At 45.7% G+C, this 24,057-nt stretch carries 8 protein-coding genes and 1 pseudogene; 5 read left to right on the top strand and 4 right to left on the bottom strand.

Features of this window, described 5'->3' with window-relative positions:
• Positions 1–344: 344 nt before the first annotated feature.
• The 3 genes from MA_RS29590 to MA_RS22365 form a co-directional block, all read right to left on the bottom strand.
• Positions 345–6,842 carry a PKD domain-containing protein gene (locus tag MA_RS29590; protein WP_011024168.1) on the bottom strand — a complete coding sequence of 2,166 codons (6,498 nt, stop codon included), beginning with the start codon at positions 6,840–6,842 and terminating at the stop codon, positions 345–347.
• A 1,006-nt stretch (positions 6,843–7,848) separates the two neighbouring features.
• Positions 7,849–13,080: a leucine-rich repeat protein gene (locus MA_RS22370; RefSeq protein ID WP_011024166.1), complete on the bottom strand. Its 5,232-nt coding sequence runs from the start codon at positions 13,078–13,080 to the stop codon at positions 7,849–7,851.
• Between the two features lie 1,305 nt (positions 13,081–14,385).
• Positions 14,386–18,561 carry a PKD domain-containing protein gene (locus MA_RS22365; RefSeq protein ID WP_048065948.1) on the bottom strand — a complete coding sequence of 1,392 codons (4,176 nt, stop codon included), beginning with the start codon at positions 18,559–18,561 and terminating at the stop codon, positions 14,386–14,388.
• Positions 18,562–20,937: 2,376 nt separating this feature from the next.
• Between MA_RS22365 and MA_RS27705 the strand changes: the two are divergent.
• Both MA_RS27705 and MA_RS27700 read left to right on the top strand, forming a co-directional pair.
• Positions 20,938–21,182 (top strand): annotated as a pseudogene (locus MA_RS27705) (IS4 family transposase); the annotation flags it as partial.
• Positions 21,183–21,537: 355 nt separating this feature from the next.
• A complete protein-coding gene (locus MA_RS27700; RefSeq protein ID WP_394296000.1) occupies positions 21,538–21,660 on the top strand; it encodes a hypothetical protein in 123 nt (40 codons plus the stop codon).
• Positions 21,661–21,859: 199 nt separating this feature from the next.
• On the opposite strand, the gene MA_RS22360 is transcribed toward MA_RS27700, so the two are convergent.
• On the bottom strand, positions 21,860–22,051 hold the full coding sequence (locus MA_RS22360) for a YHS domain-containing protein (RefSeq protein ID WP_083755969.1): 192 nt from the start codon (positions 22,049–22,051) through the stop codon (positions 21,860–21,862).
• Positions 22,052–22,651: 600 nt separating this feature from the next.
• Here MA_RS22360 and MA_RS29585 point away from each other — a divergent pair.
• The 3 genes from MA_RS29585 (at position 22,652) to MA_RS22350 (ending at position 23,674) form a co-directional block, all read left to right on the top strand.
• Entirely contained in the window at positions 22,652–23,035 is a 384-nt protein-coding gene (locus MA_RS29585; protein WP_083756004.1) for a P-loop NTPase fold protein, read from the top strand.
• 29 nt (positions 23,036–23,064) lie between these two features.
• Entirely contained in the window at positions 23,065–23,208 is a 144-nt protein-coding gene (locus MA_RS27695; protein WP_157860388.1) for a hypothetical protein, read from the top strand.
• A gap of 292 nt (positions 23,209–23,500) precedes the next feature.
• Positions 23,501–23,674 carry a hypothetical protein gene (locus tag MA_RS22350; RefSeq protein ID WP_157860387.1) on the top strand — a complete coding sequence of 58 codons (174 nt, stop codon included), beginning with the start codon at positions 23,501–23,503 and terminating at the stop codon, positions 23,672–23,674.
• Positions 23,675–24,057: the final 383 nt, after the last annotated feature.

The following is a 24,057-nucleotide window of genomic DNA, read 5'->3' as shown; positions in this document are numbered from 1 at the left end:
AATATTTGACTTAACTAATTAGATACAGTTAAACAGATTGATATTTGTTGCTTCTACAAATAAAAATCTTTGGCTAATTATTCTTAGTCAGTTGACTAACAATTCCCCCGTCACCTCTTTTAATATAAATCCTTGATTTTTTTGTCCTGAACTTTATTTCAAAAAACGAAAGGAGGAAAACAGCTCTATTCGGCTTTCTCCTCCCAGAATGTCATTGTCCTTTTTTTTATTCCCACAACCAGCATAATCAGCTGGATATGAGAAAGTTTTTCTCTATTTAGTCTTTTTAATTCCTTTTTCTCTACTTCATTATTTTTTTTCTTTTTTTCTTTTTTTCTTTTTCTTCAGATCATTGCAAACATATCCACCACATCATCAAAGTCTATCCTTCCATTTCCGTTGAAGTCGAAGTACTCCACCGGCATATTTTCCTCTATCCAGTCCATGTTATGGAAGTATGCCACTATATCTACGAAACTGAACTCCCCGTTTCCGGTGAGGTCTTCATAGAGGCCATCTCCGTTAAGGTCCTTAGGGGCATATTCCTGATCAGGCAGGGGCGACAGAAGGGTCACCTCAATTGTCCCTGCCAGGAGAGCTGGTTCGATAGAGTCTCCGGAATCTTCCTCCAGACGTTTAACCCCTATCGAAAGGTTCGCAGATCCTTTCTCCTTTCCAGAAACAGTGAGAGTAGCAAGCACAACATCTGCTGCTCCTTCCTGAATGGCATCTTCCAAGTCAACAGTCTTCATGTAGATAGAAGTCGCTGGCAGGGAAGAGTTTTCAGTAATAAGAGCCCAGGTCGGGTACTCGATATCGACTATCTCGGCAACATCCGGATCGTCGAGAGCAACGGTCAGGTTGTAGCCTGAAAGACCTGCAGGGAAATTACTGGCAACGAGATTTATTTCAGTGGATTCGTTTTCTGCCACAGAGGCACTTTCCGGGTCGAAATAGAGAGTAACGGTTGACCCGGAAGCTTCGGAAACTTCTATGTAATCCGACTTCAACTCAAAGTCAGTCCCGCCAGCATTTTCCACAGTCAGGTTTACGGTGTAAGTACCTGGTGCATTATAGATATGCGAGGGGTTCTGCTCGGTAGAGTTTCCTCCATCCCCGAATTCCCAGAACCACGAGGTCGGTGTGCCTGTGGACTGGTCGGTAAAGTTAACCGTAAGCGGAGTGACACCGGAAGTGATATCTGCGGAAAAGTCTGCAACAGGCATACCCGACTCTTCATCTTTGAAAGCATACAAATATGCCACATCTTCCTGGTCAAGCCCTATCGAAAATACCGTATCATCTGCTATTGCAGGCGAATCACCCGCAGAATCTGAATACCAGATTTCATCGCCGGTTTCAGCATTCAATGCATAGAGGCCTTTATGACCGAAGGAAGAACCTGCGGACTTCCCAACAAAGACTTTGCCGTCAGCAACTGCAATAGAACAAGTCCAGTCTCCTATTCCCTGATCTGCTTTGGGGGTACTCCAGATGAGAGTGCCGTTTAAGGCGTCAAAGCAGTAGGTCTGGCTTTCAGAATAACCTGTACATCCACCGCATACGTATAGATAGCCGTCTGCAATGGCAGGGGTGGAATCGGTTCTCTGGATGGTAGCATTCCATATCTCAGTGCCGTTTTCGAGGTCAAAGGCGAATAGGGCAGGTTTGTCGTCACTGCCAAAATCATATGTTGTCAAGTAGAACATGTCCCCTGCAATCGAAGGAGAACCACAAATGCTTCCAGAAGACGAAGGGTTGGGTTTAGCCCACAGAAGGTTTCCGTCCATGTCGAGGCAGTAGATGTCATCCCAGCTTGTGAGGATTATCGTCCCGTTGCTGACAGCCGGGGTTCCCTGGGTGTAACTGTCACTGCTGTCAACCGTATAGTTCCACAGTTCGGTACCTGTGGTTTCGTCCAGGCAGTAGTAGTGCAGGCCGTCCCAGTCACTGCACAGGACTTTACCCTCTGCAATTACCGGCCCGCCATTGCAGGAAGCACGGCCTGATGGATTTGTGAATGTCCATTCGATGGCACCTGTGGTCGCATTGATACAGGTGGTGTTCGCACCCGTGGAGGTGAAGACAAAACCATTGTCATAGGCAGGAGAAGACCAGGAACCCCATTCGGGTACTGCAATGGTGGTGTTCCAGTATTTTCGGCCATTGTACATGCTGAAAGCAACGAGCTGGCCGATGGCACCTTCTTCCGGATTACCTTCTTCGTCTACCGAGCCGATGATGGCATTGGCAAAGACTTTGCCGTCTGCTATAGCGACAGAAGAGGAGGGTACGAGGGTGAAATCGTCGGTGAGTCTGGCGCTTCTCCAGAGGAGGGTGTTGGTGTCGGGTGCATCCGAGGTGGTGTACCCGGTGTGTTCGGCAGTCTTCCTGAACTGGTACCAGGTGTCTTCATCTGCCGAGGAAGAAGCCGGGGCTTCAAGCACGTTGATGTAGTCTTCTTTGATTACGGCGTCACTGCCACCGGTATTGCTTACGGTGAGGGTGACGGTGTAATTGCCTGGACTGATGTAGGTATACGTCGGGCTCTGCTCAGTGGAGTCTACAACTCCATCACTGTCAAAGTCCCAGGCCCAGCTTTCGGCACGTTCGGAGGTGTCGGTGAAGCTTACGGACAGCGGGACTTCGTCGGAGGTGGTGTCCGAGGTGAAGCTGGCGACGGGGAGATCGGCGGGGTCGCGGAAGGCGTAGAGGACACCGCCAGCGAGGAAATCTCCATGGGTATCGTAAACCGTATCGGTTCCAATGTAAAGAGTCCCGTCGGATCCGATTGCAGGAGTGCAGCCTACCGAAGCTTCCGTAGTGTAGGTCCACTTAATCGTTCCGTTCGGATTTATGGCAGATACTTTCTTGTCGTTGCTGCCAATATAGATGGTACCATCAGCACCCATGACCGGAGAACCGCTAAAACTGGAACCAATGTCACTGCTGCTCCATTTGAGGGTTCCGTTCGGATTCAGAGCGAAGAAATCATTCCATCCGTAAGTTCCGATATAGACCGTACCGTCAGTTCCAACAATGGGGGAACTGTAATCGAACATATAAAAGAACGATAAAGATCCTCCTGCAGTGTAGTTCCACTTCTCAGTCCCATCAGGATTTATTGCAAATACTTTAGCTCCCCTGGTTCCAATATACAGGACATCCTCCGAATCCAGCACGGCACTGCTGTAGATCTGACTACCGGTGCTGAAATTCCACTTCTCGGTCCCGTCGGGATTCAGGGCATATACTGTACCGTCCTGGAAAGGTACATATATGGTTTCATCAGAACCGATGGCAGGACTAACAGAAGCGATAGCAGCATCGCTGTCAGTGTACGACCATTTGAGTGTCCCGTCGGGATTCATGGCATATACGGTCCCGTCGGTGCCATGGCCACTTTGCCCTCCGAAATATATCGTGCCGTCGGAACCTATGGCTGGAGAGGCAGCGAGAGTGCTATCTGTGGTGTACGACCATTTGAGTGTCCCGTCAGGGTTCAGGGCATAGCAATTCTTGTCACTGCTTCCGAAATATATCGTGCCGTCGGAACTGATCGTCGGAGTACCGTAGATCGACTTCCCGACAGTGTAATTCCACTTAAGCGTCCCGTCGGGATTCAGGGCATAGACATTGTAGTCTGAATAGCCGCCACCGAAATATATTGTGCCGTCGGAACCTATCGAAAAAGAACTTGAGGAACTGAATGATGCGTCCGTGGTAATGTTCCATATCGTATTATTGGTCTGGGGGCCTGTGTAGGGCGATATCCCCGAGTTCCTTGCATCCATACGGAATTTTGGCCAGGGTGTATCCGCAAGGATGCCATAAGGCTCGATATAATCCGTTTTCACCAGATATGAGCTGCCGAATTCATTCGTGGCTGTAAGCTTTACCGTGTACTTTCCGCTGTCTGCATATACATGCACTGGGTTTTGCTCCGTTGAAGTGTTGCCGTCGCCAAAGTCCCAGAACCAGCCTGTCGGATTCCCGGTTGAAGCATCGGTGAAATTAACTGTCAGCGGGAAGGCACCGGAAACCGGATCAGCGGTGAAGTCCACAACCGGGCTTCGGGGGTCTTTATATTCCACAGTTATGTACCCTTCCCTCACTTCCGAATCATTGCCGAATTCATTTATGGCTTTCAGGCTGACCGTATAGGTGCCATTGGTAGTGTACTCATGTACCGGGTTTTGCTCCGTTGAAGTGTTGCCGTCGCCGAAGTCCCAGAACCAGGAAGTGGGTCCGCCGGTAGAAGTGTCATTGAACTGCACAGTAAGCGACCCGGAGCCTGTGGTCTCATCCGCTGTGAAATTGGCAGCCGGACGACAATGGATTATATCAACCCCTCCGAACTCAAGACCTCCCGTCCCGTATGTGGGCCATGCATCATATATCGGATTGCCGAGGGAGTCCTTGTAGTACCCGGTTCCCGGAATATCAACTATCTTGACATAATTTATCTCATTCAGGTCGACAGAACCGTTGAGAACGCCGGGGTCGTCTGCAAGGTCGTCCAGGTTAAACGGAGTCCCCCAATAATCACCATACATGTGAACATGCTTTCCGACAAGGTTGTATACGTTTCTTGCATCGACACCTCCATAACCGCCGACCGCTTCAGGAGTATAGGATACACTCGGGAACCGGACAAAGTGTTCACCGTCCGTGGAGACCTCCAGATACCCGAGTTCTGCGAATATTAGGTTAGTGTCGGAGATTATGAAGCCATTTTCATAGGCGGCAAAATCAGCTCCTTCGCCATTACATATCGGGGCTTCAAACCAGACAGTGATCTCCCCGGGAGATGCACCGGCATCGATCTCTTCCTGATACAGGTCACCAAGGGAACGATATGAATTCTGTTCTCTACCTGTTGAGGGTGAATAGTCGACGATTGAAGTATAGGATGCAACGAAGATCGGATTCTTATAATTATTGGGATAATTGGTAGCATCATGCTTCCCGTCTCCGTCTGGGCCTATATATTGGGGTATTCCCGGATCGGGAGCCCCGGGATTCTCATTGGCCACAGCTGTGGAGTACGGCCCGATAACCCAGATATAGTCTTCTTTACTTTCGGTGTCAGAACCAGCCGAGTTGTTTACCGCAAGATTGACGGTATAGTTTCCGGGATAGTATGTATATTGTGGATTCTGCTCTGTGGAGTCCACAATTCCATCACCATTAAAATCCCAAGCCCAGCTTTCAGCATTTGTGGATTGATCTGTGAAATTGATCGTAAGTGGAGCAACGCCACTCGTGACGTTTGCCGTGAAGTCTGCAACAGGAGCATCGCCTCCTGAACTGCCGTCGGTGACTGTGATGTGGTCGGTCTTCACCTCGAAGTCAGAACCGTTAGCATTTTCCACAGTCAGATTTACAGTGTAATTTCCGGCTGGTGTGTACGTATGTGAGGGGTTCTGCTCAGTGCTATCAACAATTCCGTCGTTGTTAAAGTCCCAGGCCCAGACATTTATTCCATCTCCTGTGGAAAGGTCAGTGAACTGGACTGTTAGCGGAGAATCCCCGGAAAGCGGATTTGCACTGAAGTTAGCTACGGGAATTGAGGGGGTTTGTTCTTTCTCGGTTGTAAACCCGAAAAGGTACCTCTTGTCAGTCCCGTAGTATATCCACCCATCCGAGATTACGGCTCCTGCAAGGGTATAAGCTGTTTTGCTGGCATCTGCATAACTCCAGGCAAGCTCAGGGTTCGTACAGCCTGTGTAGTCTTTGAGACAGAACACGCCACCTGTAGCACTGTTTACCGTGAAGTAGATATAGGCCTCTCCATCCCCATCGTCGTAGTATGTAGAGATTGCAGGGGAAGACTGAACCGCCCCTGCCGCGTAGTGCCAGATCTCGTCAGTAAGGTTTTCATCAAGGCAGGAAATTCCGCTTCCCCCTCCGTACATCCCGCCTGCACCAACGTAAACTCGCCCATTATAATAAGCGGGAGTTGAGGTCGAATATCCGATATTTGCTATGTACTTTTCAGATGTGTTAAAAGTCCCATCTTCCACGTTGAAACCAAGAGCATAGCAGTATCCGCCTTTGGATGTGAAGTATATCCTGTTCAGTTCTTCTACATAGAGTACCGAGGATCTTATTTCTTTACAGGTTATCCCGAACTCTTCAGAAACATCTATTTCGGCAATGTCAGTTCCAGTATCCTTATTCACGGAAACCAGGTGCCCGTCATCATCTCCGTATACTAGGCTGTCCCCGATTACGGCAGCTCCTGCCCAGTAGTAGGACCCCTGCCCACTGTTCTGGGTTGTTGCAGTCCGGTTCCAGACTTCGTTGCCGGTCTCATCCAGGCAGTAATACTTGCGTCCGCCCATCGCTTCCCCAAAGTAGATTTTGCCGTCATAATAAAGAATAGGAGTGTCAAGCTGTTTACTGCTTAATGTTTTATTCCACTTCGGACTCCCTGTTTCTGCGTCAAAAGCAAAGATCTTCCCGTCGACGGTTGGCACAAAGACGATGCCATTTCCAACCGCCAGATTTCCCAGCAGGAATCCTCCCCCACTTGTGGATTCTTCCCATAACAGAGTACCTGTAGTTCTGTTAAAGGCACAGAGGTGGTTGTTACTCGCCACAACATACGTCATATCCCCGGCTACTACCGGAGTCACATCGATATTTCCTCCCATGCTGTAATTCCATGAAAGCGAGCAGTTCGTCGGGTCAGTTATAGGGGCTCTGTCTGCAGTTACACCCGTGTTGTGGATATCTTTCTGGAACTGAGCCCAGTCGGAACCCAGTACCGGCTGAGCAGCCGCCACCAGGAACAATATTACACAAATCAGAAATATTTTCAGTGTATGTTTGTTCATATTTTCGTTTCTCCTATTTTTCATAGGGTTTCAGCCTGCCTGCGCGGAAATGTCCGGACCCCCGAATATTTGATAATCGGTTTTCTCGGGCAGGAAATTTTTTTGGTTTAAGGATTTTCGGACCTTTGAAGAAAGCAGGAAATGACTGAATTTTGTTATTCTGTTTTTTATTCTCACGGATTTTGAGGATTCTGGGATCAGCCGGTTTTGAACTACTTAGCTGTAGAAAGTTCCGGTGACCTAACAGATAATGATAGCATTTCAAAATCCGGAAAAATGCCGAATATGAAAAACACGGCTCGAACCAAAATTCGCCCTTTAAGTAAAAATGCTTCAATACTTGTCAAGATCTTTGATGATGGGCATACCTAATGGTGAAGGGCATACCTGACTTTCAGTTCGTTTGAAACAAATTTCAGGCAGAGCCGTGTATAAAAACAAGTGTTTTTAGTCCCTTTTTTTTGAGATCCTCCTATGTTTTTATGGGGTTGGCGGTTGTTCTGGGCGAAAGAATCGGACCATATTTGGTGTATGGTGGGGTTATCGGATCAGGTTTCGGACCTTTTTGAAGCGTCAGACCAACCGAATTATTAAGGAATTTTCGTATCTTAGCTGGATACAAATTCGCAATATATGGAATGATTTTGTCTAAATGTTCCAAGTTTTTCAGAAATATTTGACTTAACTAATTAGATACAGTTAAACAGATTGATATTTGTTGCTTCTACAAATAAAAATCTTTGGCTAATTATTCTTAGTCAGTTGACTAACAATTCCCCCGTCACCTCTTTTAATATAAATCCTTGATTTTTTTGTCCTGAACTTTATTTCAAAAAACGAAAGGAGGAAAACAGCTCTATTCGGCTTTCTCCTCCCAGAATGTCATTGTCCTTTTTTTTATTCCCACAACCAGCATAATCAGCTGGATATGAGAAAGTTTTTCTCTATTTAGTCTTTTTAATTCCTTTTTCTCTACTTCATTATTTTTTTTCTTTTTTCTTTTTCTTCAGATCATTGCAAACATATCCACCACATCATCAAAGTCTATCCTTCCATTTCCGTTGAAGTCGAAGTACTCCACCGGCATATTTTCCTCTATCCAGTCCATGTTATGGAAGTATGCCACTATATCTACGAAACTGAACTCCCCGTTTCCTGTGAGGTCTTCGTAGAGGCCATCTCCGTCAAGGTCCTTAGGGGCATATTCCTGATCAGGCAGGGGCGACAGAGGGGTCACCTCAATTGTCCCTGCCAGGAGAGCTGGTTCGATAGAGTCTCCGGAATCTTCTTCCAGACGTTTAACCCCTATCGAAAGGTTCGCAGATCCTTTCTCCTTTCCAGAAACCGTGAGAGTAGCAAGCACAACATTTGCTGCTCCTTCCTGAACGGCATCTTCCAGGTCAACAGTCTTCATGTAGATAGAAGAGCCTGGAAGGGTAGAGTTCTGAGTAATCAGAGCCCAGGTCGGGTACTCTATATCAACTATCTCGGCAACAGCCGGGTCGTCGATAGCAACAGTCAGGTTGTAGCCTGAAAGACCTGCAGGGAAATTACTGGCAAGGATATTTATTTCAGTAAATTCGTTTTCTGAAACTGAGGAACTTTCCGGATCGAAATAGAGAGTAACGGTTGACCCGGAAGCTTCGGAAACTTCTATGTAATCCGATTTTAACTCAAAGTCAGTCCCTGCAGCATTTTCCACAGTCAGATTTACGGTGTAATTTCCGGCTGCATTATAAGTGTAGCCCGGGTTCTGTTCGCTTGAGTCCACGTTTCCGTCGTTGTCAAAGTCCCATGCCCAGGCAGTAGGTGTACCTGAGGACTGGTCGGTAAAGTTAACTGTTAGAGGAGCAGTGCCGCTAGTTACATCCGCAGTGAAAGCAGCAACCGGTTCTGCAGGCGTAGATGGTTCGGATACTGTGATATAATCGGTCTTTACCTCGGAATCGGTCCCGTTTGCATTTGCAACCGTAAGGTTGACAGTGAAAGTACCGGCTGAAATATATGTATACGATGGGTTCTGCTCAGTTGAGTCCACAGTTCCGTCGGAATCAAAGTCCCATGCATAGGATGAAACAATGCCTGTTGACTGGTCGGTGAAATTCACAATCATAGGTCCGATTCCTGATGTCACGTCGGCCTCGAAGTCCGCCACCGGTGCCGCTGTCAGCGGGTAACAGGCGACGCCGTTCCAAGTCGGCGTGGTGAAACCGGTAGCGTCTTCGTAGTAGTACGCCACCAGGTCGGGACATCCATCCACCCAGCTGCTGCTCACCGAAGAAGGAGCATCGCCCGTGAACACCATCGAGGTAAGAGCGGTGCAGTCGCGGAACGCACTGCTGCCAATGGTTGTGACATTGTTTCCTATGGTCACCGAGGTCAGGGCGGTTTTGCGGAACGCATTGATACCTATCTCGGTGACGTTGTCCGGTATGGTTACTGATGTCAGGGCGCTGCAGCCGTAGAACATATAAGAGGGGATCTCATCGAGGCCAATCCCTATGGTCACCGAGGTCAGGCCGGTGCAGCCGTAGAACAGCCTTGATTCGACGTTAGTGACACTGTCAGGTATAGTTACCGAGGTCAGTGCAGTGCAGTCACGGAACGCATAGCTGTCGATGGTGGTGACGCTGTCAGGTATGGTCACCGAAGCCAGGTTACTGCACTGGTAGAACGCGCTGTCGCCGATGCTGGTGACGCTGTCAGGAATGACCACCGAGATCAGGGCGGTGCAGCCGTAGAACACTCTATCGTCAATTTTAGTGACATTATTTCCTATGGTCACCGAGGTCAGGCCGGTGCAGCCGTTGAACGCATTGTTGCCGATGGTAGTCACGCTGTTCGGTATGGTCACCGAGGTCAGGCCGGTGCAGCCGTAGAAAGCACTGGAGCCGATGGTGGTGACGCTGTCAGGTATGGTTACCGAGTTGATGTTGGTATTGCTCTTGAACACACTGCCGCTGATAGCGGTGACCGGCAGGTCCCCTATCGTGCTCGGTATGACGACATCGCCGCCCGGCCCGGAGTAACCGGTTATGGTCACCGAGGTGCCATCGGAGGTATAGGTAAAGTTATCGACCTGTTCGGCTACGGTGACATAGGCTGTCTTTACTTCACTGTCACTGCCCCAGGGGTTGCTGACATTCAGTTTGATCGAGTAGGTACCCGGCACATCATAGGTGTAACCGGGGTTCCTCGCCGTGCTGTCCACAGTTCCGTCGTTGCCAAAGTCCCAGGCCATCGCGTTAGCGCCCACGCCCGTATAGGTGAACTGTACCGTGAGCGGTGCGCTGCCATAGACGCTGTTCGAAGTGAACTCGGCGGTCGCGGCGGTGAGTGCTGGGTAGCACGGGACTTCGTTCCATTCAGGGGTTGTGAAGTTAGTAGCGCCTTCGGAGTAATATGCCACCAGGTTGGTGCCCGATGCCCAGTTGCTGCCGACCGTCGTCGGCGCATTGCCATTGAACATCATGACAGTAAGGTTGGTGCAGCCATAGAATGCACTGGTGTCGATGGTGGTGACGCTGTTCGGTATGGTCACCGAGGTCAGGCCGGTGCAGCCGTAGAACGCACTGGAGCCGATGGTGGTGACGCCATTGCCAATGGTGAGGGAATCCAGACCGGTGCAGCCACGGAACGCGCTGTTGTCGATATTGGTGACACTGTCCGGTATGGTCACCGAGATCAGGCCGGTGCAGCCGTAGAACGCACTGGAGCCGATATTGGTGACGCTGTCCGGTATAGTCACCGAGGTCAGGTTGGTGCAGCCGTAGAACGCACTGGCGTCGATATTGGTGACACTGTCCGGTATGGTCACCGAGGTCAGGGAGGTGAGGGCCTTGCACGCGCTGGCACCGATAGTGGTCACCGGCAGGCCATCGATCTCACCGGGTATGGTCACGTCGCTGTCCGATCCGGAGTAGCCGGTTACGGTCACCGAGGTGCCGTCGCTGGTGTAAGCCCAACCGTCAGCGCGGGCCTCGGTCACGGTAATATAGTTTGTACTGAGCTTACTGTCGCTTCCCCAGGGGTTGCTGACATACAGAGTGGCCGAGTAGGTACCCGGTGTATCGTAGGTATAACTGGGGTTCCTCGCCGTGCTGTCCACAGTAGCGTCGCCGTCGAAGTACCAGGACAGCGCGTTCGCACCCACACCCGAATAGGTGAACTGTACCGTGAGCGGTGCGCTGCCGGAAATGGCGTTGGTCGAAAAGTCAGCGGTTGGAGAGCCTATTGGATAACACGGCTTGCCAGCCCAACTCGGTGTGGTGAAGCTGGTAGCGTTCTCACAGTAGTACACCACCAGATTGGGACAATTATAGTTCCAGTTGCCACTGGCACTCGGTGCGTCGCCCTCGGCCTCAAACACCATGGCGTCCAGGGAGGGGCAGTCACGGATCGAGTAGCTGGTAATAGAAGAAAGCCTGTGGCCAACAGTTATCGTTTCTAAGGAGGGGCAGTTCCGGATATTGTTCGTTGAAATAGATGGTACTCCGCCCGTGTAGATCGAGATAAGGTCCTCGCAGTTCTGGAACTGGTAGAGTCCAATGTTGGTGACGCTGTCAGGGATGACCACCGATGTCAATGGTGTTCCTTGAAACACCCTGTCGGCGATTTTTGTGACAGGAAGACCATCTATCTCATCCGGTATGACCAGATCGCCGGCAGGGCCGGTGTAGCCGGTGATTGTTATCGAACTGCTATCGCTGGTATATGTCAAATAATCTTCCAGAGGCTTCGCTTCGATCACGGTGATGTAGTCGGTCTTGAGTTCCTGAACGCTGCCTGTCGACTTGTTAATCGTCAGATTGACGGAGTAGTTACCTGCCGCACTGTACGTATATATGGGGTTCCGCTCCGTGCTGTCCACGTTCCCGTCGTTGTCAAAGTCCCACTGCCATGCGGTCGATCCGACGCTATAGTCGGTGAACTGAACCGTCAGCGGCGCGGAGCCGTATGTCGTGTTGGCAGTGAAGTGTATTTCAGGATCCGCAAGAGCGAACAGGTAACCTGCATCATTGCCATAGTAGACCATGCCGTCGGAGATCGCCGCACCCTGCAGGCTATACTGCTTCATACTGCCCGGCGGGAAGAACTCGAACCGCACGATGGGTTCGGTGTTGCCCGGTATGTCCTTGAGGCAGTACATACCGCAAGAGGCATCGTTTGTTGTGAAATAGATGTAAATCTCCCCGTTGCCATCATCATAGTAGGTCGAGATGGCAGGAGATGATTGCACCTGGGCGCCTACAGTATAAAACCATATTGTTTCCAGGGTATCGGCGTCAAGGCAGTACAGAGACCCTCCGCAGCCCACATATGCACGGTCGTTGTACACGGCTGGGGTGGAGGTAGAGGAACCCGTCATCGTCCCGGAGCCCTTCACGCTCTTCACGAATGTGCCGGTGCCGGAGTCGAACCCAACATAGTAGCAGGAGGAACCGGCAGCGAAGTACAGCCTCCCGGTTGATTGGTCATAGCTCATGGAGGAACGGATATTGCCGGTGCCGGAGCTGAAGATGGTGCCGGTGCTCACATCTTCCATGGTCATCCCGGTGTACTTGTTGACCGAGACCAGGTGGCCGTCATCGCCACCGTATACGAGATAGTCGCCTACCACGCAAGCACCGGCCCAGTAGTATCCCGCACTGCTGGTGCAGGCCCGCTCCCATACGAACGAGCCGTCAGTGGCGTTCAGGCAGTAGTATGAGCCGGGATTGCCGGAGGAAAACCAGGTTCCGAAGTAGATGTTACCGGCGTCGTAGACTATAGGTGTGTTCACCTGCGCCTTCTCGCCGCCTAGCCCGGTAGAGTTGATCCAAACCTCTGCGCCGGTAGAGATGTTGAGTGCGGCGATGATGCCGTTGTTGGAGCCGGCGAAGAGCTTGCCGTCGGCGACCACAGGCGTGGCCAGAGTGAACCCGCCACCTACAGAGTGATTCCATATTTGATCCCCTGTGGTCTTGTTGAAGGCTAAAGCTACACCCTGAGCGACGGTGTAAACGACATCGTCGACGACCACAGGCGTTGTATCTATCCCGCTCATTCCACTGGATTTTGTAAGGACAGCGAAAGCATAACTGCCGTTATTGCTTATCGGGCCAGCCTCATTGGTTATTCCGGAGTTGTATGTGTCTTTCTGGAACTGAGCCCAGTCGGAACCCAGTACCGGCTGAGCAGCCGCCACCAGGAGCAATGTTACACAAATTAGAAATATTTTCAGTGTATGTTTGTTCATATTTTCGTTTCTCCTATTTTTTCATAGGGTTTCAGCCTACCTGCGCGGAAATGTCCGGATCCCCGAATATTTGATAATCGGTTTGCTCGGGCAGGAAATTTTTTTGGTTAAAGGATTTTCGGACCTTTGAAGAAAGCAGGAAGCGACTGAATTTTGTTAATCTGTTTTTTTATTCTCACGGATTTTGAGTTCCTGGGATCAGCCGGTTTTGAACTACTTAGCTGTAGAAAGTTCCGGTGACCTAACAGATAATGATAGTATTTCAAAATCCGGAAAAATGCTGAATATGAAAAACACAGCTCAAATTAAAATTCGCCCTTTAGGCAAAAATGCTTCAATACTTGTCAAGATCTTTGATGAAAGGCATACCTGATGGTGAAGGGCATACCTGACTTTCAGTTCGTTTAAAACAAATTTCAAGCAAGAGCCGTGTATAAAAACAAGTGTTTTTAGTCTCTTTTTTTGAGTTCCTCCTATGTTTTTATGGGGTTGGCGGTTGTTCTGGGCGAAAGAATCGGACCATATTTTGTGTATGGTGGGGCTACCGACTCAGGTTTCGGACCTTTTTGAAGCGTCAGACCAACCAAGTTATTCAGGAATTTTCGTATCTTAGCTGGATACAAATTAGCAATATATGGAATGATTTTGTCTAAATGTTCCAAGTTTTTCAGAAATATTTGACTTAACTAATATAGATACAATTAAACAGATTGATATTTGTAGCTTCTACAAATAAAAATCTTTGGCTAATTATTCTTACTCTTATGGGTAACACGCTCCTTCAGGACCCTGAAAAAATGAAGAAAATTTTTCAGATTCTATTCCAGATTTTTTTCACTGGGTACCCGTTTCCCTGTTATTGAGCATGCTCCGGTTTCTGCTGTTGTGGGAAGAAATAAATTATAAAAGTTTTCCGTGTGCTCATGCAGTTAAATGAGCACTAAGTTTTTTGCAGGTTGGAATTCAATTCGTTGTTCTGTACTTCTGTTTCAGCTCGACTTTTCAGGAGTTTTTCATCGATATTGGAGGTGTTATATCAGCAGGGGCAGCAATAGAGCAAAATATTTGTATTCTCACATATATTAAAAAATACTACTGAATATTGTGTAAAAAGAAAATAAGTTGGATAAAAAATCTATGTGGGTACAATTGTTAATGCTTAATGACATTGCTTTTAGTTTTCCTTCATAAGTCCTCAGGCACACAATATTCTTATATACACAATAATTGAACTGTTCGTAGGGTTGCCCTTTCTCCAATAAAAAATCTGAGCTTTCATTCAAAAAAGAAAGGAGGATAACAGCCTTATTCGGCTGCCTCCGCCCAGAAGGTTATTGTCCCTTTTTTGTTTCCGGAACCGGCATAATCAGCCGGAACCTGCAGAGCTACTGAAGTGTTTTCCTGACTGTTCTTTCCTACTACTTTCCAGTAATTATTCCATAGCTGAGAGTCCAGTAGCAGTCCCTGGCTGAAAAGCTCATCTTCAGCAGAGCAGTCGCAGACTACGGCTGTAACATTTATGTCACAGCTCCCTCTGTTTTTGAGAGTTAGATACTGGAGCTCACTGGTTTTTCCAGGGTACAGTTCCCCGAAATCCAGGGCTGAAGGAGAGACCTCAAGGGAAATCACCGGAACAATGGTTACATTCAGGGACACACTTGATGACCCGTTCTGGCTCCCTGAAGAAGCTTCCTCAACCGTGATATACTCAGTCTTCACTTCGGAATTGCTTCCCTCTGCGTTTGTAACTGTGAGGTTCACGGTGTAGCTGCCTGCATCGGAATAAGTGTAGCTCGGGTTCTGCTCTGTGGAATCCACATTTCCGTCGTTGTCAAAGTCCCATTCCCATGAAGTAGGTGAACCTGTGGACTGGTCCGTGAAATTAACGGTTAGAGGAGCAGTGCCACTAGTCACATTTGCAATGAAAGCAGCAACTGGTTCAGGCTCTCCAGGTGTTGAGGACTCAGAAACATTGATATAGTCCATCTTTACTTCAGAGTCGATTCCCTCTGCACTGGTCACGGTGAGGTTGACAGTGTAACTGCCTGCATTGTCATAAGTATGGATCGGGTTCTGCTCAGTGGAATCCACGGTTCCGTCGTTGTCAAAGTCCCATTCCCAGGCTGTGATGCCTTCTCCAGTTGATTCGTCGGTGAAGCCGACAGTCAGGGGTGCTTCTCCTGAACTTACATTGGAGCTGAATTTTGCTTCAGGGAGAAGTACTTCTGCTTCCTTGAAAGCGTAAAGTTTTCCGCTTCCTGTACTGAATACCATATCGTCTGCAACTGCCGGTGAGCCTCCACAGCCTTTATAACTCCAGACCACTGCTCCTGTTTCTGCATCAAAAGCATAGAGTGTTGAAGAGCCAGTAAAGAGTCCTTCAGCTGCCCCTCCTGTAAAGACTTTTCCATCCGCAACAGCAGGTGAACATACCCAGTCTCCTATATTCTCAGAAGAATCAGTTACCCATATTGTTTTCCCGTCAGAGGCATTAAGGCAATAGGTATTGAGGTCACTGTATCCCGCCGTACCCGCCGACAAATAGACTTTTCCATTTACCACAGCTGGTGTTGAATCCGTAGGGGGTATATCGGGTCTTCCCCATATTTCATGTCCGTCGGTCAGGTCAAGCTTGTAGAACCCATCCTCTGTCCCGAAACTGTAAATAGAAAGGTAGAGCCCTTCCTCGGTAACTGTTATGGACCCGCACGGGTTGCTTGATAACTCTTCATTTTCCCATATCAGTTCTCCAGTGGTTGCATTTACGCAGTAGACTGCATTTACGGTAGTCCATCCTGAAAGATATACCCTGTCATCTTTGTAAGCAGGAGTAGACTGTGCATAGAGCCCATCTATCTTGAAAGTCCACAGAAGTTCTCCCGTGTTTTCATCAAGACAGTAATAATTTCCTCCGTCCCAGTCGCTGGCAAATACCTTTCCATCTCCTATTGAAGGGCCGCCGTTACATGATGCAAGTTCACTCGGGTTCTGGAATGTCCAGATGATATCTCCGGTAGAAGCATTTACACAGTAAGTGTTTTTCCCTGCAGATGCGAAAACCTTTCCATCATCGTAAGCAGGACATGACCATGAACCCCATTCTGGCGCCATTACGGTTACATTCCAGATTTCTTCTCCTGTTTCCTCGTCAAAGGCAACAAGCTGGCCTTCTGAAGTCAGAGGGTTACCATATTCGTCGACAGGGCCGTTGCAGAGTCCGAAGACCATTCCTTCGGCAATAACCACGCTTGAACTCGGAACAAGGGAATACGTATCATTAAGAGGCTCGGCAATCCAGGCAAGGTTAGCGCTGTCAGGAGCATCAGAGCTACTATATCCGCTGTGCTGTGCGTCTTTGTGGAACTGGTACCAGGCATCCTCGGAAACTACAGTTTCTTTAACTGTGATCATTTCCAGAATTTCCAGGACATCACTACCGTTTTCGTTGCTGACAGTCAGTTTAACGGTATAGATGCCTGCATCGGAATAAGTGTAACTCGGGTTCTGCTCGGTAGAGTCCACATTTCCATCGTTGTCAAAGTCCCATTCCCATGAAGTAGGTGAACCTGTGGACTGGTCCGTGAAATTAACGGTTAGAGGAGCAGTGCCACTAGTTACATCCGCAGCGAAAGCAGCAACCGGTTCAGGTTCTGTAGGTGTGGAAGATTCGGATACTGTAATATAATCAGTTTCCACAGCACTGTTGCTTCCAGCTTCGTTCGTGACTGTTAGGTTTACGGTATAGCTACCTGCATCGGAATAAGTGTAGCTCGGGTTCTGTTCGCTTGAGTCCACGTTTCCGTCGTTGTCAAAGTCCCATGCCCAGGCAATAGGTGAACCTGTGGATTGGTCCGTGAAATTAACGGTCAGAGGAGCAGTGCCGCTAGTTACATCCGCAGCGAAAGCAGCAACCGGTTCTACAGGCGCAGATGATTCGGATACACTGATGTAGTCAGCTTTTTCTTCAGAGTCGCTTCCGCCTTCCCCGGTAACCGTGAGGCTAACGGTGTAGGTTCCTGCATCGGAATAAGTGTAGCTCGGGTTCTGCTCTGTAGAGTCCACATTTCCGTCGTTTTCAAAGTCCCATGCCCAGGTGGTAATTCCATCGCCCGTGGAAAGATCGGCGAAGCTGACAGTTAGAGGTGCGTCTCCAGAAACGGGTGTCGCGCTGAAGTCAGCGGTAGGTGCTTCAGGTACCTGCGAATCAGGAGTTGTGAGTCCGAAGATGTATTTGTTGTCGGTTCCGTAATAGACCCAGCCGTCAGAGATTGCGACTCCCGGAAGAGAAAAGTCTGTTTTGCCACTTTCGACGTAACTCCAGACAAGTTCGGGGCTCGTTGAATCGGGTAAGTCCTTGAGACAGTACACGCCCCCTATGGGTTTTGCGTTTACCGTGAAGTATATGTAGACTTCCCCGTCCCCATCGTCGTAGTATGTGGAGAGTGCCGGGGAGGACTGAACTATCCCTGTGCCGCCCACAGGGTAATTCCAGATCACACCGGTCAAATCGGCATCAAGGCAATAAACCCCATTTCCATTGGCTTTCATTATTTCTCCCGAACCTATGTAGACTCTTCCGTTGTAATAGGCAGGAGTTGTGGTAGAGGCATAGGCGATGTTTGCACTGTGTTTGTCGGAAGTCTTAAAGGTCCCGTCAGCAGGGTTAAAACCAAGAGCAAAGCAGTATCCTCCCGTAGACGTGAAGTAAACTCTTCCCAGGTCTTCAACATAAAGGATTGAGGACCGGATTTCTTTACAGTCTACCCCGAACTCTTCAGAGACATTTATTTCAGCAATGTCAGTTCCAGTATCCTTATTCACGGAAACAATGTATCCATCATTGTCTCCATAAACCAGGTTGTTCCCGATTACTGCAGCTCCTGCCCAATAGTAGGATCCCTGACTGCTTTCCTGGGTTGTTGCGGTCCGGCTCCAGACTTCGTTACCGTCCTCATCCAGGCAGTAATAATTGCGTCCACCCATTGCTTCCCCGAAGTAGATTTTGCCATCTGAATAAACAATAGGAGTATCAAGCTGCTTGCTGCTTACAGTTTTATTCCATTTCAAGTCCCCTGTTTCTGCATCAAAAGCAAAGATCTGCCCGTTAGTGGTCGGCACAAAAACTATCCCGTTTCCGACAGCTGCATTTCCTATCAGGAAGCCGAGACTCCCACTTGTGGATTCTTCCCAGACAAGTTCGCCTGTGATCCTGTTAAAAGCATAGATGTGATTGTTACCCACCAGAGCATACATCATGTCTCCGGCCACTATAGGAGCCGAATCAACGTTTGCTCCCAGTTTATACTCCCAGGAAAGTGTGGAGTTCATAGGGTCCGTTATAGGGGCCCTGTCTGCAGTTACACCTGTGTTATAGACATCTCTCTGGAACTGAGCCCAGTCGGAGCCCAGTACCGGCTGAGCAGCCGTCACCAGGAGCAATGTTAGACAAATCAGAAATATTTTCAATGTATGTTTGTTCATATTTTCGTTTCTCCTCTTTTTTCATAGGGGTTAAGCCTGCCTGCGCGGAAATGCCCGGTCATCTGAAATCTGAATTTTCAGGAGGGGTTTTGATCGGACTGGATTGTTGTCTCAAGAATTTTTCGGACCTTAAGAAGGCAGGAAGCGACTGGATTTAGTTTTTCTGTTTTTTATTCTCACGGATTTTTGTCTAGGATCAACCGGTTTTGAAGTATTTGCTCTGGAAGTTTCCGGTGATCGAATAGATGATAACAGCATCCAAAAATCCGGAAAAATGCTGAATGAAAAACACGGTTCGAATTGAAAATTAAAAATGAGCCCTTAAGTAAAGATACCTCTATACTCGTCTAAATTTTCGCTGAAGGGCATACCTGAGTTTCCAGTTTTAAGGAACAAATTCAGGCATCGAACCGTGTAAAGAAAAACAAGTGCTGTCAGTACCTACTGTCAGTGTCTAATATTTTTTATAACCTCCTGTGTTTTCATAGGGCTGAAGGTTGATCTGGGCGGAATCTGACCTTATTTTGAGTTCTACTAAGTGGGCAGATCATATTTTGGACCTTTTTGAAGCGCCGGATCAAACGAATTAATTTGACAAACTAAATTAAAATTTTTGCAGTTCCTAAGGTTTTACCTTATAACTATAGCATTTATCCTCTTCCTAGTATTTTTACACACAATTTTGAATTACAAATTAAGCGATTTTTTAGCTTAAACCTAGTAATTTTTCTTCTAAAAAGTTCCAGGATTTCTCTGGAAAATTTGGTTAGACCAACTAACTTTTAAACACCTCTACAAATAAAAATCTTTGGCTTATCATTCTTACCCTGCAGGGTAACAAAACCCCCACCTTATTATGAAAAAAATCGATAAGTTTTTTAATTCTATCTTGTATTTTTCCTTTTCAACCACTTTGGAACATTAGGCTTATTTTTGGATTGAGTTATCCTGAATTAAATGAAAAATCAATCAAAAATTGTTACTATCCTATATTCGGCAGGTCGACATTAGATTTTAAGTATTTTTAATGATGGTGTTTTTCAAACATTATGTACATATATATCGGGTTCGAAACTGGTTAACATATGGCCCAAATCTCACGACATATATAAACAATGAGCCGTTTTTGCAATAATGTCTAGTATCAGGAATAATGTATTTTCTAGCAAAGACGCTATCAGTAAAAATATTACGAGAAAAACAAGTTACCTTCCGAAAGCAGGTTACTATCCATCCTTGGAAAATAATATCAATGACAAACCTGATTAATACTAATGGGTAAGTTTTTTGAGTCCTTTTTCGGCAAAGTCTCATCTTTGCTGTGAATTGGAAGTAAAGTTATTATGTACTGTATGTTTTTTGTCCTGATTATATGTAAATTTCTACCTACTAACTTTTTAATATTTATTATTTTCATGAACAAAATTAACACGCTAACCTTTTTCTTTAAATTATTTACTTTGCTCCTGTTTTTTCAGTGCTCGAGGATTAGCAATTATATGTCTATTTAATATCAAAATTGTTTATTATCTAACTGATTTTTGATATGTTAAAACATTAGCAAAAATATTATATAGAATTGCTCCATAATATAAGTATCCTATGTTTTCATAGGGGGTTTGGTTAGCCTGTGTGGAATCTCGGGCACGTCCAGATATAGAGTGTGTCCGGGAAGGGAATTCGGACCTCCTTGAAGCGCCAGGCTAACCGTTATTCTGGAAAAAAGTTGAAGTTAAGGAGGATTTTGGACCTCAGCAAAGGAACTCTTACTTTGCCTGAATGAAGTTTTTACGATTTTTCGATACTGAAAAGAAAATTCATGGAATTTTTTTTCGGTGAATTTTTGGCTTATGAATTAGATACCGATTTTTTAGGGTCTCCCACATAAGCTATAGACGTGTTATTTGTCCCCTATATTTTTTAGCTGATGTTTAATCAATTGATTTCTAAATTAATTTTTTCAGGGGGTGCTCAGGAAGAAATACTTCTAATAATATGCTGTTTTAACTCTTATTCCCACTTTTTTTGTTGGTCGCAAAGAGTTAAGTTATCTGACACTTTAACTTCCAAAATCCAATACCTTAACTTCAAACTGTCAATAGTTATCGGAGTAAGAAAATATAAATCTAACAAAAATGATAACAAGTTTGAATCTTAAAGCTAATAGCTTGTTTCAAAATTTTTCCTGCATCTTTTCCCAATGAATAAAGAACGTTGATATCAGTATTAACACCCTGAATATTCTGTTTAACTTTTTCTATCCTATGATAATTTTTCTAAATCTCATTCATGCATCAGCGGTTAAGCAATGAATACTCTCTCATGTACTTGTTTTTATAATAGTTTTTTATAATGAGATCTGGATCCCTTTACCTTATGTCTCCTTGTTCCTAAGCTACTCTTAAAGGTCACTCTTCAAGAAACATTTCCGGAGAGTGGTTAAGGCAAACTGCGCTAAAGAAACCGGCCTTATAATACATGAACGTAAACTTGATCCTATCATACTCTTTTGGATTTTAACTCTCAGTTTCGGTGTACGTTTGCATCGTACACTTACCAGTTTGAAAAGAAAATATGAAACTCTATCCAGTAAAAACATAAGTTATAGCATCTGGTATTATTGATCCACTCCCTAACTTGTTGAGTTTCTTCCTCAATGTGTAATTCATGACATCTAAGAGGCTGTCTTAAAATTCAAATCATTTCTACATTTGGGTAGTAAGCATTGTTGATCTTAAGTTTACTCCGTAAATTAATTAGATCTGACTTATTCGCTCGATACATAATATCAAATGCATTAGACATCATGGTTAATATTTAAACTTTAGACATTTAACGGTTCAATTATACCGTTTTTCAATCCAAATACATGAGTCCTATCCCAATTGTATAATCAAATTGAATTTTAAGACACGCTTTAAGAGCTTGCAAAAGAGCCTTGTAGAAAACTTAGAAAGAACTTCGAAAACTTCCAAGATGTTTTCATTCAAAACTGAAATCAAAACATTAAAAATAGGTTCATGGATCAAAGATGGTGTTCTTCTTGTTGATCCTGGATTCTACAAAACTCAAATGTTTGCAAGAATTGAGGAATATTGACAGTAATTCAGAGATGTGGAACTCAAAAATTTTTTGAAACTGTGTAAAGTGAATATAAAAGTCAAGCATTGGACCCACATGCAAAAAGAGAAAGATTAGAGATGAATTGTTTGAATAAGAATTAAAGTAATTGGATCCAAAAAGAGTAAGATGGGAAGGAATGAAATACTTAATCGGTGATCAATGGAAGCCACTATTCTCATTTCTGTTGTACTTCCTGACTATGGAAGCTTAGATACTTTTCGGGATCATCCTGAAACCTTTTCATGCAGTCATACGAGCAGAAATAATAAGTTCTGCCTCTGTAATCGCTTTTGTATTCTACATCCCTTTCCATAACCTCCATATCGCATACGGGATCTTTTCGTGTCCCGGACCCTTTCATTTGCATAATTTTCCTCCTCCAATATCAAAGTGTTAACTTTTACTCTGATCTCGATTACGGGCTAAAGTTTGCAACTCGGGAATTGTGACAGGAAGGGAGAAGAGTTATACCAGTGTACAATGGTGTAAATGAAGATTTTTTCATTTCATAACTGCGAAGCTATTTTTTACAGACTTTGAAAACCTGCGGTTTTCAGCAACTTCTATCTCCCGGAACCGCACTTTTCCCAATCGATGCAGTTAAACCCCATATAATTGATTATCATTCTATTATTTATCGATTTTTATATAAGATTTTCTATTCAGTTGCTTACGTTCTTCCTGTTCTTCCCTGGAACTAATTTTCTAAATTCGTTTTCGTGGAGATTTTAAGGTCATATTTGCGTAGTTTCTAAAAAATTGATTATACTTTTTAATGGTCTCTAAATTTCAATAAATATTTATACCGCTTTCCAGTAAACGATTAACTTATATTGAAATTTTTCATGTTCGGTGCTTGAAAAACTTGTCTTCCATTAAATTTCTTCTCAACATTTTCATGAAATTGAACTAAAGATGGAGCTAAATTCCTTTGGTAGACGATAAGTCGAATTTAACTTCTTGCTATATGTGTAGTGACACTGCAACAGGAAAGGACTCGCTCGGATTCAAACCTTACTTCGAGGCTATCGCAGAATTTCTTACCGCCGAGGAGACTTTAGCTCCGATTACTCTTTCTATTGAGGGGCAGTGGGGGTGCGGGAAATCTTTTTTCATGAAACAACTGGAAGAGAAAATCGAAAAGGGAAATATATGCGATATATCTATTAGAGAATTTTTGAAGTATCTATTTTTGAATCAGAAAAAAGCAGAGCTTCCTGGATTAAAATCCCTTACTTCTAAACTAAAAACCCTTTTTCTTCCATTGAGGAAATATTCTCACAAAATAATGGGGGCAAGTCAAGTAATCAACATGAGATTTTTGATCCATATTCCTTCGAAAATAAAATAAGATCAATTCTTATATATATTCCTTCAAAAATGAAAAGAAGAAAGTATTTTGCAGTACGGTTCAACTGCTGGAAATATGAGAAAGAAGATGAGTTATGGGCTGCTTTTGCCCTTAATTTCATGGAGCAGTTGTCAGAACAGCTTTCCTGGGATGGCGGCAGTGGGCAAAGATAAAATTAGTTTGGCGAAGGCTTGAAAATTCAAATGGAAAAGCGGTAGTTCCATTCTTTTCCACCTTTTTCTTCGCGTTATTTATATTGTGGGAATTGTTTTATTCTGGGCTGCAGTTCTCCATTACAGCCCACGTTTAATTGAGTGGCTATTCTCCTATTCTACAGATGATAATTCAGTCAGGGTGATTAGCAATATACTGGTTGTTTTGACTGCTTCCGTGGGTTTTGTGCATTATTTATTCTCTTTTGGAAAGGACTTTTTTAAACTGCTGGGAAACCCTTTTGATTTCAGCATGTTTGTACAAAATTCAAATTATGGGGAGCACATATCTTTCATAGAGCATTTTCATTCTGATTTCTACAAAACAGTTGAGTCGTATGCTGGAAACTCAAGGGTCTATGTATTTGTAGACGACCCCGACCGCCGCATCTACTACCTCGGTTTCCGTGTTCTGAGGGATCTGTAACCACTTACTACTTTACCACTTTACGTCGAAAGTAAAAAGCCCGGTGAAGCCCGAAGGTTCGAAGCATGCGAAGCCGCCGAACCCGAGGTGCTGAGCCATTGCTGGAGTCTTGCATTAGAAATGCTGATCTGGAAAACAATGTAAAAATTATCTTACTCCCAACCGTTCAGAAAACGTTCAGAAAAATTTGCAATATCTATACTCATGCCGGTTTTTAAGTCCTCTTAAGGGAGCATAGCGATCGAAAAGGCCCACGTACTCCCGAGGTGTAAATCGGGAAGCTCAACTCGTGAAGTGCAACTCGGGGACCTGAGAGTCTGTACACTGGTTGCCCGGGTGAAAGCCGGGCAAATATAAAAAAAATTATGGAACCCGCTTTATCC

Source organism: Methanosarcina acetivorans C2A, from assembly GCF_000007345.1.
In the GTDB taxonomy this organism is placed as follows: Archaea; Halobacteriota; Methanosarcinia; order Methanosarcinales; family Methanosarcinaceae; genus Methanosarcina; species Methanosarcina acetivorans.
Note: the sequence above shows the minus strand (reverse complement) of the source record. Positions and strands in the feature narration are given on the sequence as shown.

What these genes read in the sequence shown, in the direction of transcription:
- MA_RS22370 (WP_011024166.1), bottom strand. Translation starts at nt 13,080, where the DNA reads ATGAACAAACATACACTGAAAATATTTCTAATTTGTGTAACATTGCTC.
- MA_RS22350 (WP_157860387.1), top strand. Translation starts at nt 23,501, where the DNA reads ATGTTTGTACAAAATTCAAATTATGGGGAGCACATATCTTTCATAGAG.
- MA_RS22360 (WP_083755969.1), bottom strand. Translation starts at nt 22,051, where the DNA reads ATGCAAATGAAAGGGTCCGGGACACGAAAAGATCCCGTATGCGATATG.
- MA_RS27700 (WP_394296000.1), top strand. Translation starts at nt 21,538, where the DNA reads ATGTTTTCATTCAAAACTGAAATCAAAACATTAAAAATAGGTTCATGG.
- MA_RS27695 (WP_157860388.1), top strand. Translation starts at nt 23,065, where the DNA reads ATGAAAAGAAGAAAGTATTTTGCAGTACGGTTCAACTGCTGGAAATAT.
- MA_RS29585 (WP_083756004.1), top strand. Translation starts at nt 22,652, where the DNA reads ATGTGTAGTGACACTGCAACAGGAAAGGACTCGCTCGGATTCAAACCT.
- MA_RS29590 (WP_011024168.1), bottom strand. Translation starts at nt 6,842, where the DNA reads ATGAACAAACATACACTGAAAATATTTCTGATTTGTGTAATATTGTTC.
- MA_RS22365 (WP_048065948.1), bottom strand. Translation starts at nt 18,561, where the DNA reads ATGAACAAACATACATTGAAAATATTTCTGATTTGTCTAACATTGCTC.